The sequence below is a fragment of the Frankia sp. R43 genome, from assembly GCF_001306465.1.
GTDB classification, from domain to species: Bacteria; Actinomycetota; Actinomycetes; order Frankiales; family Frankiaceae; genus Parafrankia; species Parafrankia irregularis.
Genome location: NZ_LFCW01000003.1, coordinates 469270 through 484162, shown reverse-complemented (window position 1 = coordinate 484162; position 14893 = coordinate 469270). Strand labels below are relative to the sequence as shown.

The following is a 14893-nucleotide window of genomic DNA, read 5'->3' as shown; positions in this document are numbered from 1 at the left end:
GCCTGCCACAGAAATCTAGACAGTGCACCCGGGGATCACGAGCGGCGCAGCGTGGTACTTTCCCGAACGCATCGGCGGACTACCACGCAGCGCGGTAGCTACCGTTTGCTTCTACGCAGCGACGTCGAGGAAGTCTGCCAGATCTCGGAGTTCCTGACTGAGTGACCGTTTGCGGCTGCGCAGCAGGATGAGCAGGATGTCCTTCGCCTTGCGCTGATGACGCAACCATTCGGGCGAGTTCTTCCGCAGCTGGACCAGTACGTCAGTCGCGTCCCGGTAGTCCCGAAGGTCCGTGTGGGCAGCGGCCACATCGAGGAGGTGGCGACTGAGGTTGTCCGAACGGCGCCGCCCGGATCGCGGGTGCGGGATGTTCTCCGCCAGCCGCAGAACGCCGCGCGCGTCACCCATGACCATCATGGATTCCGCGCGTTTCATGGCAACCACCGCTGGCCCGAAGGTCGTCAGGTACTGGTTGTGGTGATCGGGTGCCCGCGCGGCGGAAACCCGGGACGCGGCCACGTCCGCCAGCGACAGGAACTCATCCGAGGAGTCCTGCCGGTTGTTGCGGATCGCGGCGGCGGAGCCGCGCAGCAGAAGCCATCCCCACGCCGAGAGATCCTCGTCGGTCGCTGTCGACATGCGCGGCTCGATCTTCGATGCGATATCACCCGCCAGTGATTCGGCATCGACGAAACGGCCCTGCCGGATGAACAGCCACGCCTGCGAGATAGCCCCGAATGCGGCCGTCAGGTTGTCCCCGACCGCCGTGGCATCGTTGATCGCGTCACGAATCGCCGCGTAGGCGAGGTCGTATTGCCTCACCTGTGTAAGGAAAAGTCCGGCGAGTTGGAAGATCTCGGCCCGCAGACGGAGCAGTGTCGCCCTCTCCTCGTCGGCCGCGCGATTGACCAGCGAGTGGCTCTGCCGGATCATTCCGGGCAGCATCGCCGCGACAGCTTCGAAATCGTCGGCACGGTACCGGCCGACCGCTTCGGACAGGTCCGCGCGGAGGCTGGCTTCCCGGGACTCGGCAGGCGCTTCCGCGCCAAACGTGACGGCACCCGCGAGACCGATAACCGGCGTGAGTACCTGCCGCAACGGAATGAGATTGAGCTTGTTACTTTCCTCATGCTCGGCGATCGGGTCTGGAGAACCCGGCTGGAAAAGTGACGAGGTCTCCGCATCAAGCGCGCGGGCGAGGATATGGAAGGTTTCGAGCCGGGCGTTCCCGCCCTGTTCGATCTTGCGGATCGTGGAAACGCTCAGGCCGGCTCTGTCCGCCAGCCCTTCCTGCGACAGGCCGCGTCTGCGGCGAAGGTTCTGGAGGTGGGTTCCCGGTGCCGGCTCGTCTACCATCGCGACCCTCTTCCCGCATACGCGCGCAGCCGCCTACCAGACTACGGCGCCACGACGCCAGCGACTCGCCACCGCGCCACGATTGCCGATCTCTCGACCGCGTTGTCAACGGTCCGCTCTGGCAGGTGTTCTGCGGGCCCATGGGGTCGTACCGGTGGCGTCGACAGAAACGCTCGCCGAAGATCGGCGGACTCCAGACGCCCGACGCGGGCGTCGACCATGGAAACTACGGAGCGTAGTTGCCGCGAGGTCGGTGCACGGAAGGGGTTAGCGGCTCCCCCGGGGGGGCTCACAGGCCGGTTTTCCGAGGACTTCGGGGGTTGACCCTCCTAGGCGCTAACATGCTTAGGCACAGCTCAGCGGGCATCCAGGCCGCTAACGGGGGGTGCTAACGCTAGCAGGCGAGCCGCTAACGTTAGCACCCCTCCCGCACCGTCGATTGCTACTTTCAGTGACCATCAGTGCCGCTGGGCTGCGGCGCCGATGTCCTGTCCGGCACGCTCCGGAACGGTTCACGGGACAGCACCAGACGGAATCCGCGTCGAAGTCGATCCGGGATCACCGTCTCCTGCCGAAGGTCGGGACTTTCTGCCCGGTTTCCGCCGCGAATGCACGATGCCTTCACGGGGAATAACAAGAAGGGAAGCACGGTGTTCCGCGCCGCAGCTCCCAACCTTGATCATCGGCTCGGTCGTCTGGAGTGGGTGCGCTTGACCTCATCGTGGATCTTCGTCGTTCGTGCTGGCCGTCCACAGGATTCCGAAACCCGGTTCCCGTGCCCCGCGACCGCGACGAGGGCAGGTGGCCTCCCCGGTACCGCCACGACCTTCGCAGGATTCACGATCACCCCGGGCAGACAGGCATCCACATTCTGTCGTGGATCAACGTAGGCAAACGGATCCTTACGTTCGGTAACGGGTAGCGGGCACCCCGCTACGGGTAGCGGCTGCGCAACCCGTAGCCGCTACCCGTCACGACCGTCCTGACCTGCACCCGGACAGCCGGGTGGCGGGTAGCGGACGCCACCGCCGGTCGCGCGCGTACGCGCGTGGCGGCGGGTACGCCGCCCTGTGCGGCCGCTACCGCTACCCGGCCGGGCGAAATCCCTTGTCCACGATTCTTCCGACCGCGCGACAGAATCGGGTCTGATCCGTTGAATGCGGCGCGCCGCCAGCATGTCTCCGTCATCGCACAACCTCATTCTGATATCGACTGTGGTGGTTTCGCAGCTGCGCTCGCCGGCTGGGCGAGCATGATTGTCCGCGAAGAAATCGAGACACCGGACGGCACATCGAACGACGTTTCCGCGGAAGGCATCACCAAGAAGAAAAGCGTTCGAACGGAAAGGAAGGACTGAGGGGCAGGGTGTTACGCTGATGTCGCCGATCTTCGGACGAAAGGGTCTGCCATGCCCCCTGCCACTGTCAGCGAAACGGCCGTTCCGCCTTCCGCCGAATCCATTCGCCGGCTGCGCGCCGTGTTCTACCTCCGGGTTTCCTCCAAGTCGCAGGTACGTACGGACTACAACCCGGAGGGGATCTCGCTTCCCGCGCAGCGGGTGAAGTGCGGCGAAAAGGCGGAGAGTATCAATGTCGATGTTGTCGACGAGTACGTGGAACCGGGCGCGTCCGCCTACAAGGATCTGAACAAGCGGCAGGCGTTCCTCGCGATGATCTCCCGTATCGAGGCACACCGGGATGTCGATATCGTGATCGTCTACCAGTTGAACCGGTTCGCACGCGACAGGTACGAGGATGCCGATTTCACGATGCGGCTGCGTAACCTCGGCGTCCTTCTCGTCTCCGCAACGGAGAACATCGACGAGACCCCGTCCGGGGAGCTTCTCCACGGAATCATGGCCGCGATCAACCAGTATCAGTCGGCCGCAAGCGGCAAGGACATCGCCTACAAGATGACGCAGAAGGCCAGCAACGGCGGAACCCCCGGCCTCGCCCCGATCGGCTACCTCAACGTCCGGATCAGGACCGAAGGGCGCAACATCGCGGATGTCGCGCTCGACCCCGACCGGTGGCGGCTTGTCCAGTGGGCTTTCGAGGAGTTCGCCACCGGGAAATGGACGATCTCGACCATCACCGAGGAACTCACCCATCGCGGCCTCACGAACCGGGCCGCCGGAAAACGGCCGGAGCGGCCGCTCAACAAATCCCACGTGCACAAGATGCTCACCAACAAGTACTACGTCGGTGTCGTCACCTTCTCCGGTGTCGAGTACCCGAACGGCAGGCATCCCACGTTCGTCACGCCTGCCGTGTTCGATCGCGTCAGTGCGATACTGCGTGCCCGCGACGTCGCGGGAGAGAAGCCGCAACACCACTTCCACCCGCTCAAGGGAAGCCTGTTCTGCGGGCACTGCGGCTCACGGTTCGGGATCACGAATGCCACCGGCCGGCACGGCGGCACCTACCCGTATTTCTACTGCCTGGGCCGCCAGCGCGGAAAATGCCGCCAGCCGTACGTACTCATCAGCACCGTGGAACACCTCGTCGAGGAATGGTGGCGCCGCGTCGAGATCACACCCCGACACAAGGCACGCATCCGGGAACTCGTCGTCGCCAGCGCACAATCCCTCACCGCCCACGGTGCCGAACAGGCCGCCCGCCAGAAGAAAGCCATCACCGACCTCGAACACGAGCGCCGCGCGTGCATGCGCGCCTACTACAACGACGCGATCACCGAGGAGTTTCTCAAGGAGGAACAGACCCGCATCGACCGGGCCCTGTCCCGCGCCCGCGAAACCCTTGCCCTGTGTGAGGGTGAATGGCGCGACCTCGATCGCGTCCTGGATCAGATTCTCGCGCTCTGCGAGGACAGCTACACCCTTTACCGGACAGCACCCGCGACCGTGAAACGGCAACTCAACCAAGCGGTGTTCCACCGGTTCTGGATCTTCGACCGCAGCATCGGCACGGCCGACCTGCAGCCTCCGCTGGCCCAGCTCCTCGCGAAGGATCTTGGCCAGCGGCTCGCCACCGAGACCAAGAACCTGATCAACGCCCAGCGCACTCCAGAGGACTCCGAGACCGTCGACCCACACTCCCCCACCGGATCGGCAGTCGCACTCGCCTACGGCGACACCAGACCCCACAGCGGACAAACAGATACGCCGCCCGGAACGCATCCGGACGGCGTCTCGCTTACCGAGGGGCAGAGGAGCCATGATCAGGATTCGAACATGACAACTCTGGTGGAGCTGAGGGGATTCGAACCCCTGACCCTCACACTGCCAGTGTGATGCGCTACCAGACTGCGCCACAGCCCCATATTCAGTTCTTACTGCCAGTTCTTCAGTTCGTACCGCTTACATCCTACACGACCATTTTCTGTACCCGCTCTCAGCCATTTGCTGGCTGCGTCTGCGAGTGTACAGGTTCAGTGTCGCTTTCCGTCGGCCCCTCCTGCGTTGGCAGAAGTGCCTCGGCCGGTGGGAGAGGAGCTGCGCTCCCCGGCCCGACGCTGACGACCATATCAGGCGCCGCGGCACCTGTGGCGAGGGGCCCGCTGTTGTGTTCCGCCAGCCGGAAACCACCGTGCTCCCGCCGGAGCATGGACCAGCGGCAGTTGCGCAGCGGGCCGAACACCCACCAGTTCTGCGGGGGGACGCCCAGCGCCCTCCCGATGAGGGCCCGCGCCGTCCCGCCGTGCAACACGAAGACGACAAGCCCGGAGGGTTCGACCGGCAGGCCCTCGGCGAGGACCTCGTCGAGGACCGCGAACGCCCGTTCCGCGACCTCCACGTAGGTCTCGCCACCACCGCGGCGGATGTCCTCACCACGGCGCCACGCGGCGTCCTCCGCGGGGAACCGCGCGGCAGCCTCGGACCCGGTCAGGCCGGACCAGGCACCGAGGTCGATCTCCCGCAGCCGGGCGTCGGCCCGCACGGGCAGCCCGATGCTCGCGGCGGTCTCCTGGCAACGAATCAGATCCGAGGAGATCACAAGCTCGGGGCGCAGCGCCCTGATCACCGGGCCGACCGCCGCGGCCTGGCGGCGGCCCGTCTCGTCCAGAGGCGGGTTCGCATGCCCCTGGAAACGCCCCGCGTCGTTCCAGGACGTCCTGCCGTGCCGCCAGAGAAGCAGCCTCACCGCGGTTCCGCCGCGCCGACGCCGACCGCGGCGTCGGTGAACGGGATGACCGGGCAGTCCTTCCACAGCCGCTCCAGGCCGTAGTACTCCCGCTCCTCGGCACGCTGTACGTGCACGACGATGTCGGCGAAGTCGAGCAGGACCCACCGGCCGTCACGCTCGCCCTCGCGGCGCAGCGGCTTCGCGCCGAGCGTCCGCAGCTTCTCCTCGACCTCGTCCACGATCGCCTTCACCTGACGCTCGTTGTCGGCCGACGCGATGACGAAGCAGTCGGTGATCGCGAGCCGCTCGCTGACATCCAGAACGAGAATGTCCTGGCCGATCTTGTCGGCGGCGGTCTGGGCTGCGGCGAGAGCGAGCTCCACGGCTCGCGGCGAGGCGGTCACGCTTGTTGGTCTCCCAAAGGTACGAGCTGGTCATGCGCGCCGATGGACGCGCCGGCCACCCACCGGTCAAGTGGCCATGTCCAGCGTGACACAGCTTTGCGCGAATCGGCGACCATGTTTGTGGTCATCAGGCCGAATGTTCCGTCCCGTCAGGCCGCCCGGCGCCCTCGGGCAGCGGGGGCGCGACCGGCCGGGGGCCGTACAGCCCCCGTTTCGCGATGTAGCGGACGACCCCGTCCGGCGTCAGGTACCAGATCGGTGCCGCGCGGGCGACCCGCTGGCGGATGTCGGACGAGGAGATCGCCAGCGCCGGAACCTCCAGGAGGCTGACCGACTCGTCGGGCAGGCTGGCGTGGCGGCGCAGGTCGTAGCCCGGCCGGGTCACACCGACGAAGTGGGCGAGCCCGAAGAGCTCGGTGTGGTCACGCCAGGTGAAGATCTGCGCGAGCGCGTCCGCGCCGGTGATGAAGAACAGCTCGGCGTCGGGGTGGGTGCGGCGCAGGTGGCGCAGGGTGTCGATGGTGTAGGTCGGGCCGCTGCGCTCGATGTCGATCCGGCTGACGGTGAACTGGGGGTTCTCCGCCGTCGCGAGGAAGGTCATCAGGTACCTGTCCTCGGCGGCCGAGACCTCCCGGTCGGCCTTCTGCCAGGGGCGGCCGCTCGGGACGAAGACGACCTCGTCCAGGTCGAACAGCGCCGCGACCTCGCTCGCCGCGACCAGATGCCCGTTGTGCACTGGATCGAACGTCCCACCCATCACACCCAGTCGCACGTGGGGACATTAACCCCGGGCAAAGTCCACGTGCCTCCTTCTCACCTCCGCCCGCAGGATGTCCTTCGTCACTCCACCTAGTAAGTTGGATTTTCCAACTTATGATTCGGCCGTGGACCGCCCGCTCGGATGCCGCCCCGGCGCGGCCCCGAAACAGCCCACGCAGAGCCCACAGAGTGCCCACACACCCACGCACGGACGGAGAACGCCATGGCGCCCATCGAGGGGTCGGTCGCGCTGGTCACCGGTGCCAACAGGGGTCTCGGCCGCAGGTTCGTCGAGGAGCTGCTCGCGAGGGGCGCGGCGAAGGTCTACGCCGCGGCGCGCAACCCCGGCTCGATCACGACACCCGGTGTCGTCCCGATCGGGCTCGACGTCACCGACCCCGCTAAGATCGCCGCCGCCGCCGAGGCCACCGGCGACGTCGACATCCTGATCAACAACGCCGGCAGCTCGACCGGTGCGTCGGTGCTGACCGGAGACATCGAGGACATCCGGCTGGAGATGGAGACCCACTACTTCGGGCCGCTGCGCCTGGTGCGCGCCTTCGCGCCGCAGCTGTCGCGCGAACGGCCGGACAGCACCGGTGGCGGTGGCAGTGGCCCGCACGGCACGCGCGGGGCCGTTCTCAACGTTCTGTCGGTGCTGTCCTGGCTGGCGATGCCGACGAGTGGGGCGTACTGCGCGGCGAAGGCGGCGGCCTGGTCGCTGACCAACTCCCAGCGGGTCGAGCTGGCCGGCGCCGGGATCACCGTCACCGCGCTGCACGTCGGATTCATGGACACGGACATGACGCGGCGGATCGACGCTCCCAAGGTTGATCCCGCGGCCGTCGCCGCGCTCGCGCTCGACGCCGTCGCCGCCGGCGCCCCCGAGGTCCTGGCGGACACACCGAGCGCCCAGGTGCGGGCGGCCCTGGCGGGCGGGCTCGGCGCGCTGTACCCGAGCCTCGCCGAGCACTACGGCACGCTCGACGCGATGGTCCCCCGCACAGGCTGATCCCGGGCGGGTCGCCAGCCGGGAGCGGACTCGGCACGGCCGGGGCACGGGCCACGTCCGGGCGGGGCACAGGCCGCGTCCGGGCGGGCCGGCTCCGGGCGGGGCGAACCTGGCCGGGTGCGGCACTAGGCTGACCGGGGAGCCGATCACATCCCATGGAGCCCGCCCATGCCGAACAGCCCGCGCGCGGGGCAGCCCGCCGCTCCCGACGAGCTCATCGACCCGGGCGCGCTGCTCGCCGCCTACCACGACGTCCACCCCGACCCGGCCGACCCGGCCCAGCGGGTCTCCTTCGGGACGTCCGGCCATCGCGGCAGCGCCCTGCGCGCCTCGTTCAACGAAGACCACATCCTGGCCACCACCCAGGCGATCTGTGAGTACCGCGCGGCCGCCGGGACACATGGCCCGCTGTTCATCGGGGTGGACACGCACGCCCTGTCCGCGCCGGCGCTCGCGAGCGCGCTGGAGGTGCTCGTCGCCGGCGGGGTGGACGTCCGGGTCGCCCCCGCGGGCGAGGCCACCCCGACACCGGTGATCTCGCACGCGATCCTCGCCCACAACGGGCGAGGCGCCGCGGGATCGGGCCGGCCGGCCGGGCTGGCGGACGGCATCGTCGTCACCCCGTCGCACAACCCGCCAGCCGACGGCGGATTCAAGTACAACCCGCCACATGGCGGCCCGGCTGACACCGCCGCCACGAGCGCGATCCAGAACCGGGCGAACGAGCTGCTCGAAGCGGGCCTGGCCGGGGTGGCACGGGTGCCCCACCAGCAGGCACTGGCCGCCGCGACCGTGCATGACTTCGTCGGCGCCTATGTGGCGGACCTGCCGGATGTGGTCGATCTCGACGCGATCCGCGCGGCGGGGGTCCGCATCGGGGTCGACCCGCTGGGCGGCGCGAGCGTCCGGTACTGGCAGGAGATCGCCGACCGGCACAAGCTGGACATCGAGGTGGTCAACACCTCGGTCGACCCGACGTTCGGCTTCATGACGCTGGACTGGGACGGCAAGATCCGGATGGACCCGTCGTCGCCCTACGCGATGGCGTCGCTGCTGCGGCTGGCCGGGTCGTTCGACGTGGCGCTGGCGAACGACGCCGACGCCGACCGGCACGGCATCGTCACCCCCGGCGCCGGCCTGCTCAACCCGAACCACTACCTCGCCGCGGCGATCGCCTACCTGTTCGCGCACCGCCCCGGCTGGCCCGCCGGCGCCGCCGTCGGCAAGACGCTGGTCAGCTCCGGGATCATCGACCGGGTCGCCGCCGACCTCGGGCGCCGGCTGTACGAGGTTCCGGTGGGCTTCAAGTGGTTCGTCGACGGGCTCCTCGACAGCTCGCTCGGCTTCGGCGGCGAGGAGAGCGCCGGAGCGTCCTTCCTGCGCCGTTCCGGCGGCGTGTGGACGACGGACAAGGACGGCATCATCGCCTGCCTGCTCGCCGCCGAGATGACCGCGGTCACCGGGCGGGACCCCGGCCGGCTCTACGCCGACCTGACGGAGCGCTTCGGCTCGCCCGCGTACCGCCGGGTCGACGCGCCGGCCAGCCCGGCCCAGAAGAAGATCCTCTCCGCGCTCACCCCGGAGGCTCTCGGCGCCACGACGCTCGCGGGCGGCGCCGTGACCGCGGCGATGTCGTCCGCGCCGGGCAACGGCGCCGCGATCGGCGGCGTGAAGGTGGCGACGGCGGACGCCTGGTTCGCCGCCCGCCCGTCCGGCACCGAGGACGTCTACAAGATCTACGCCGAGAGCTTCGTCGGCACCGAGCACCTCACCGCCGTGCTCGCGGAGGCCCAGACCATCGTGGACGCCGCGCTGGCCGGGTAGGTGCCCCGGCCAGCCTTCCCGGGTTGACCTCACCGCCGTACCGGTCCGCGACCGTGGCGGTGAGGTCAGGACGCGCTGGTCCCCGGCTCGTCCGGAGAAACCGGCGCGGCGGGCGGAACCGGCGCGGCGGCCGCGCCAGGGGCCGGCGCTGCGGCCGGGACCGGGGCTGTGGCTTGGACTGCTGCTGCTGCGGCTGGGGCTGGGCCTGCGGCTGGCACTGGAGCGGGAGCCGGCACAGGCGCAGGGACCGGGCCTGCGGCTGGCACCGGGGCTGTTGTGCCGCCGCGGCCTCGCCGACGCACGATCCGGACCAGCCGTACGCCCAGGTAGGCGAAGCCTGCGAGCAGGGCGACCAGCGCCAGCGGGCCGATCAGCGCGATGATCGCCTCGATGCCGTTGACGAAGCGGTCCCATGACCGCTGGACGGCGTCCCCCAGACCGGACGGATCGTCCTCGGGCGCGGGACTGATCTCGCCGGCCCCGTCCTCAGCGATCCGGACGGTCAGGGTGGCGAGATCGCTCGCGTCGGCGAGGACCATCCGCTGGCCCTCGATCTGCTCGATCTCGACCTGCACCCGGTCGATCGCCTGCTGCACCGACAGGGTCTCCCCCACCGTCGTCGCCTTGGCGAGCAGGGCCAGGTAGGCGTCGCGGGACGCCTCGAGAGCCCGCTTGCGCGCCTGGAGGTCGACGTACTCTCCCGTGACATCCCGCGCGGAGGTCGTGGACGACGTCACGGTGCCGAGCCCGCCCAGACCGGAACGCAGCTTGTCGAACGACGCGGTGGGCACCCGCAGGGTCACGGTCGCGCTCTGGTGACTGTCGTCGGTCGTCGACGGCGTTCCGTTGGTCTCGCTGGACTCGACGTAGCCGTCGAGGTCGTTCGCCCGCGTCGACAGCGCCTGGACGGCTTCCTCCACCCGGCCGGCCGGCACCGACAGCTCCGTCCTGCCGTCACGGACGATGCGCGGCTCGGCTCCGGCCGGCCGTGCCGGCTCACCGGTGGAGCCCGTCGACCCGCCTGAGCTGGTCGAGGCCGGGCTTGGCGCGACGACGCCACCGCGCGCGGCGGCCTCCGGCGACACCGCCGAGTCGGCGAGGGCCTCCCCCGAGGTGTCTGAGGCGGACCCGGGGGCGGAGCCCGCGGCGCCGCTGCCGGCAGCGAGTGTCGGCGCCGGTGCGACCGCGGGTTCGGCCGCCGCTCCGGTCGAGGGCACCGACAGGGCCAGGTCGGCGGACGAGCCGTCATCCAGCGCGTCGGCGAGGCTACCCAGCCCGGCGCCGGCGACGAGGGCAACGGCAAGGATCATGAACCCGACGAGAACCTTCCCGCGGCGGCGCGAGGGAGCGGGACCGCCCGGGCCACCCGGGCCCGTCGGGCCGGTCGGGCCGGTCGGGCCTGTCGGGCCGGTCGGGCCGGTCGGGCCGGTCGGGCGAGGCGGGCTGACCGGTTCGGGCGGAGTGATCAGTTCGGCCGGACCGGCCGGTTCAGCTGAATCGATTGGTTCAGCCGAGCTGATCAGCCCGGTCACTCCGGTTGGCCCGATCACTTCGCTTGAACTGGTCACTTCGGTTGAACTGGTCGCGCCGGTTGGTCCGGTCCTGCTCACCGTGGTCGCCATGGCGGCACCCCTCCGTCTGGCCTCCCAGGTCACCGCGCGGTTCCTCCGCGCGGCCCTCCTGGTTCGGCGGACGCGGGCCGCGTCGCCGTCGAAGGGGTTTGACGCAGCCAGACGGCGATCGGTTCACCCACAATCGGACGAATCTCGCCACCCCGGTCACTTTGACGATCCGCAAGAAGTACGGATTTCGGCTGCCGCAGAGCCTGTCACAGACTGTCGCCGATCAAGATCGCTAACCGGTGGACGGGGAGGTGGGCACTCCATGAACGTGGCTGGAACTCCGAGAACCCGGTCGCCCGGCGCCCCCGTTTGGAGAGTCGCAAGAGTGAAGGATATCGGCTGTTCCGGAGCCTGTCGCAAATTGAGGTGTCACTACCCGGGTGATCATGTTTTGTCCGGGATGATCGGGTTTATGGCGCGTGGGTACCGGCCGGTCCGGCGGGATCAGTTGTTCCTGCTCCCGCCGGACATGACCGACTGGCTCCCGGACGATCATCTGGTGTGGTTCCTGCTGGATCTGGTCGCCGAGCTCGATACGTCGGGGTTGCACGCCCGGTACCGCACGGGTGGGGTCGGGCGGGCGGCGTACGACCCGGACATGCTCCTTGCTCTGGTCGTCTACGCCTGGTCGCAGCAGGTCCGCTCGTCCCGGCGGATCCAACGGCTGTGCGAGGTCGATGTCGCGTTCCGGCTGATCTGCGCCGGTGACCTCCCGCACCATGCCACGATCTCCCGGTTCGTCGCGGGCTGCCAGGACACGGTGGCCGGGCTGTTCACCCAGGTGTTGGCGTTGTGCGCACGAGCGGGACTGGTCCGCCTCGGCCTCGTCGCGCTGGACGGCACGAAGATCGAGGCGAACGCGTCGCTGGGAGCGAACCGGACCCGGACCGGGATCGACCGGGAACTCGCCCGCCTCGCGGAGAACATCGTGGCCGAACAGGTCGCCACCGACACCGCGGAGGACACCCTGTTCGCCGACCGGGTCGGGGACGAACTCCCCACCGAGCTCACCGACCGGACCAGCCGCCGGGCCCGGCTACGGGCCGCGCTCGACCACCTCGACCGGCGCGACGGACCCGACGACGAGGACGAACCCCCCGCACCCCGACCGGAGGTGATCGCCACCGGCCGCCGGGGCGCCGGGCGGCCCGGCGCCGGCGTCGACCGGGTCACCGAGGCGCGGGCGGTCCACGCTCGGGTCCTGGCCGAGGTCCGCGCCCACCACGACCAGGCCACCGCCCGGCGGGAAGCGAGAACCGCGGCAGGGCGGCGGGCCGGCCGCCGGCCGGTCCCACCCGAGGAACACCACCGGGTCCGCGCCGCCGCCGCCGTTCTCGCCGCCGCCGAGGCCGCCGCCGCACGTGCGGAGAAACCCCAGGCCGACCGGCCGGCCCGACACGTCAACGTCACCGATCCGGACAGCCGGGTCATGCCGACCCGGCGCGGGTGGATCCAGGGCTACAACGCCCAGCTCGTGGCCTGCTCCGGTCAGGTCATCCTCGCCGCCGACGTCACCGACCAGACCAACGACGTCGCCCAGTACCTCCCGATGGCCGACGCCGCCCAGACCGCCACCGCGGCCCTGCCCGTGAGCCTGACCCGCGGCCGGCCGAGGGGTATCGGGCTGATCGTCGCGGACAGTGGCTACTGGTCCCCGCGGGCCGCGACCCATCCCGGACCCGACCGGCTGATCGCGACCGCCAGCCGACGCACCCTGACCCGCCAGCCGATCCCGGACGGGCCACCCGACATCGACGCCACCACCCGGGAACAGATGACCCGCAGGCTCCTCACTCCCGACGGGCGTGAGAGCTACAAGCAGCGCGGCGCGACCATCGAACCCGTCAACGGACAGATCAAGGACGTCACCGGGCTCCGCCGGTTCCGTCGCCGCGGCATGGCCGCGGTCCGCGCGGAACTCGTCCTGACCTGCACCATCCACAACCTGCTCAAACTCCACCGCGCCACCGGCCCCCGCCCAGCCACCAGCTAAGCGGGGCCCGGCCTCGGCCGGCGGCAGGTCACCAGACCCGCACACCCAACGATCACCCGAATCCCCGCCACCAATTTGCTACAGGCTCTCCGACGACCAAAATCCTTCACTCTTGCGGGCCGCCAGGCGAATCTGCGCACCTTTTGTCCCTCTTGAGGTGAAGTGCGGTGCCGGTGCCGGTGCCGCGTGGAAGCGCGGGCGCGGTTCGCCTTCCGTCAGCGCGGCTCCGCCAAGCCCATGCTGGTGGTCCGGAAGCCCGAAGCCCGGGCTCCTGCGACGGGCTCCAGAAGTAGAAAGCGGCCGGTGGCGGGGCACTCGGGAACTCGGGTGTCACCACACTCCGCGGCCGCCCGGCCCTGCTGGGCCGGGTCCGGATCAGGTCGGCAGCAGGCGCTCGATGAAGTGCTGGAGCTGCTCGACGTTGCGGCACTCGACCATCTCGTCGACGAAGTCCGCGTAGGCCCCGGTGGCCGAGTCGCCGGACCCCCAGTAGCTGCGCGGCTCCGGGTTCAGCCAGTAGGAGTGGCGGGCCTGCCCGCACAGCCGGCGGAAGACCGCGGCCGACGTCGCGCGGTAGTTGTTGCGTGCGTCCCCGAGGATGAGCAGGGATGTCCGCGGGCCCACCGCGTCCGGGTACTTCTCGGCGAACACGTCGATCGCATGGCCGTAGTCGCTGTGGCCGTCGAACCAGACCAGGTCGGCCTCGGCGGCGATCCGGGCCATCATGTCGCCCAGGTCGAGACCGCGCAGGAACCGGGTGACCTCGTCGGTCGTGTCGATGAACGCGAAGGCGCGGACCTTGGAGAACTGCTCCCGCAGCGCGTGGGTGAGCATGAGCGTGAAGTGCGCGAACGAGGCCACCGATCCGGACACGTCGCACAGCACGACCAGTTCCGGCTTGTGCGGCTTGTGCGGCCGGTGCCTGGTCTCCAGCGGCACGCCGCCGGTGGCCAGCGAGGCCCGCACCGTGCGGCGGAAGTCCAGCCGCCCGGTGCGGCCGAGCCGGCGCTTGGCGGTCAGCCTGGTCGCGAGGCGCCGGGCCAGCGGATACACCTGGCGACGCAGCTCCACCAGGTCACGCTGCGAGGCGCGCAGGAAGTCGACCTGGTCCGCGAGCGGCTTCACGGCGGAACGCTCGACCGCCTCGAGCCCCCGCTCCTCCGCCATCCGCCGCCGCACCTCGGAGGAGATCATGTCCTCGAAGGCCTTGATCCGGTCGGAGATGGTCTGGCGGGCGATCCGCTCGCCGAGCCCGCCGCGTTCCTCCTCGCCGAGCATCGCGGCGAGCAGGTCGGCGATGAGCGTCTCCGGCGACATCGCGCGCAGCACCCGGTAGATGAAGTAGCTGCGCTGGCCGGGGCCGTTCTGCGCGGCACCGAAGGCGGTTACCGAGCGGCGGGCCAGGTCGCGCAGCCTGTCGTCGTCCCCGTCGAGCAGTGCGTCCCGCAGCTGGTCGCGCATGGCGCGGCGAAGGGCCTCCAGCTCCTGCGGGGTCAGCTCGGGTGCCGGGCCGTTCGCGCCGTCGGCCGACTGCCCGGAGCCGGAGACGTCGCCGGAGTCGCCGAGCGCGACACCGTCACCGATCCGCGGCGGGAAGTACAGGTCGAACAGCGAGTCGAAGGCGTTGCGGTACAGCGGGCGCTTGCACATGGTGGCGGCGAACGCGGCCCGCACCGCCTCCCGGTCGGCCCACCCGACAGCGCCGACCGCCCGCACGGCGTCGACCGTCTCGGCGCTGCTCACCGGGACGTTCGCGCGGCGCAGGGCGGCGGTGAACGCCACGGTGCGGTCGAGCAGGTTCATCGGGACCTCCCGGTCCGGGGCCGGCCGCCCGCTGT

General features: G+C 69.9%; 10 protein-coding genes and 1 tRNA gene. 4 read left to right on the top strand and 7 right to left on the bottom strand.

The genetic code is table 11. The features are described from left to right. Positions 1-111 precede the first annotated feature (111 nt). Complete coding sequence (locus tag ACG83_RS15620) at positions 112-1356, bottom strand: helix-turn-helix domain-containing protein (protein ID WP_054566928.1); 1245 nt, start codon at positions 1354-1356, stop codon at positions 112-114. A 1408-nt stretch (positions 1357-2764) separates the two neighbouring features. Between ACG83_RS15620 and ACG83_RS47950 the strand changes: the two genes are divergently transcribed. Beyond that, entirely contained in the window at positions 2765-4609 is a 1845-nt protein-coding gene (locus ACG83_RS47950; RefSeq protein WP_369812894.1) for a recombinase family protein, read from the top strand. Here the strand turns inward: ACG83_RS47950 and ACG83_RS15605 are convergent. The 4 genes from ACG83_RS15605 to nadD form a co-directional block, all read right to left on the bottom strand. After that, positions 4560-4636 (bottom strand) — tRNA-Ala (locus tag ACG83_RS15605). The two genes, ACG83_RS47950 and ACG83_RS15605, sit on opposite strands and share 50 nt — an antisense overlap. A gap of 73 nt (positions 4637-4709) precedes the next feature. Next, on the bottom strand, positions 4710-5459 hold the full coding sequence (locus ACG83_RS15600; RefSeq protein WP_054566925.1) for a histidine phosphatase family protein: 750 nt from the start codon (positions 5457-5459) through the stop codon (positions 4710-4712). Continuing rightward, positions 5456-5845: a ribosome silencing factor gene (rsfS, locus tag ACG83_RS15595; RefSeq protein WP_054566924.1), complete on the bottom strand. Its 390-nt coding sequence runs from the start codon at positions 5843-5845 to the stop codon at positions 5456-5458. The genes ACG83_RS15600 and rsfS overlap by 4 nt, the downstream gene beginning before the upstream one ends. A 127-nt stretch (positions 5846-5972) precedes the next feature. Continuing rightward, positions 5973-6617, bottom strand: coding sequence for a nicotinate-nucleotide adenylyltransferase (gene nadD, locus ACG83_RS15590; RefSeq protein ID WP_255354741.1), 645 nt, complete (start codon positions 6615-6617; stop codon positions 5973-5975). A gap of 210 nt (positions 6618-6827) precedes the next feature. Between nadD and ACG83_RS15585 the strand changes: the two genes are divergently transcribed. Continuing rightward, positions 6828-7616 (top strand): SDR family oxidoreductase, encoded by a 789-nt coding sequence (locus ACG83_RS15585; RefSeq protein WP_054566923.1) that lies wholly within the window; start codon positions 6828-6830, stop codon positions 7614-7616. A 168-nt stretch (positions 7617-7784) separates the two neighbouring features. Next, positions 7785-9440, top strand: a complete 1656-nt coding sequence (gene pgm / locus ACG83_RS15580; protein ID WP_054566922.1) for a phosphoglucomutase (alpha-D-glucose-1,6-bisphosphate-dependent) — start codon at positions 7785-7787, stop codon at positions 9438-9440. Between the two features lie 65 nt (positions 9441-9505). Here the strand turns inward: pgm and ACG83_RS15575 are convergent, their stop codons facing one another. Continuing rightward, positions 9506-10750 (bottom strand): DUF4349 domain-containing protein, encoded by a 1245-nt coding sequence (locus tag ACG83_RS15575; RefSeq protein WP_235497976.1) that lies wholly within the window; start codon positions 10748-10750, stop codon positions 9506-9508. A 724-nt stretch (positions 10751-11474) separates the two neighbouring features. On the opposite strand from ACG83_RS15575, the gene ACG83_RS15570 reads away from it, so the two are divergent. Next, positions 11475-13055, top strand: a complete 1581-nt coding sequence (locus ACG83_RS15570) for a transposase (RefSeq protein ID WP_054564590.1) — start codon at positions 11475-11477, stop codon at positions 13053-13055. 375 nt (positions 13056-13430) lie between these two features. On the opposite strand, the gene ACG83_RS15565 is transcribed toward ACG83_RS15570, so the two are convergent. Continuing rightward, positions 13431-14858 (bottom strand): VWA domain-containing protein, encoded by a 1428-nt coding sequence (locus ACG83_RS15565; RefSeq protein WP_054566921.1) that lies wholly within the window; start codon positions 14856-14858, stop codon positions 13431-13433. Positions 14859-14893 lie beyond the last annotated feature (35 nt).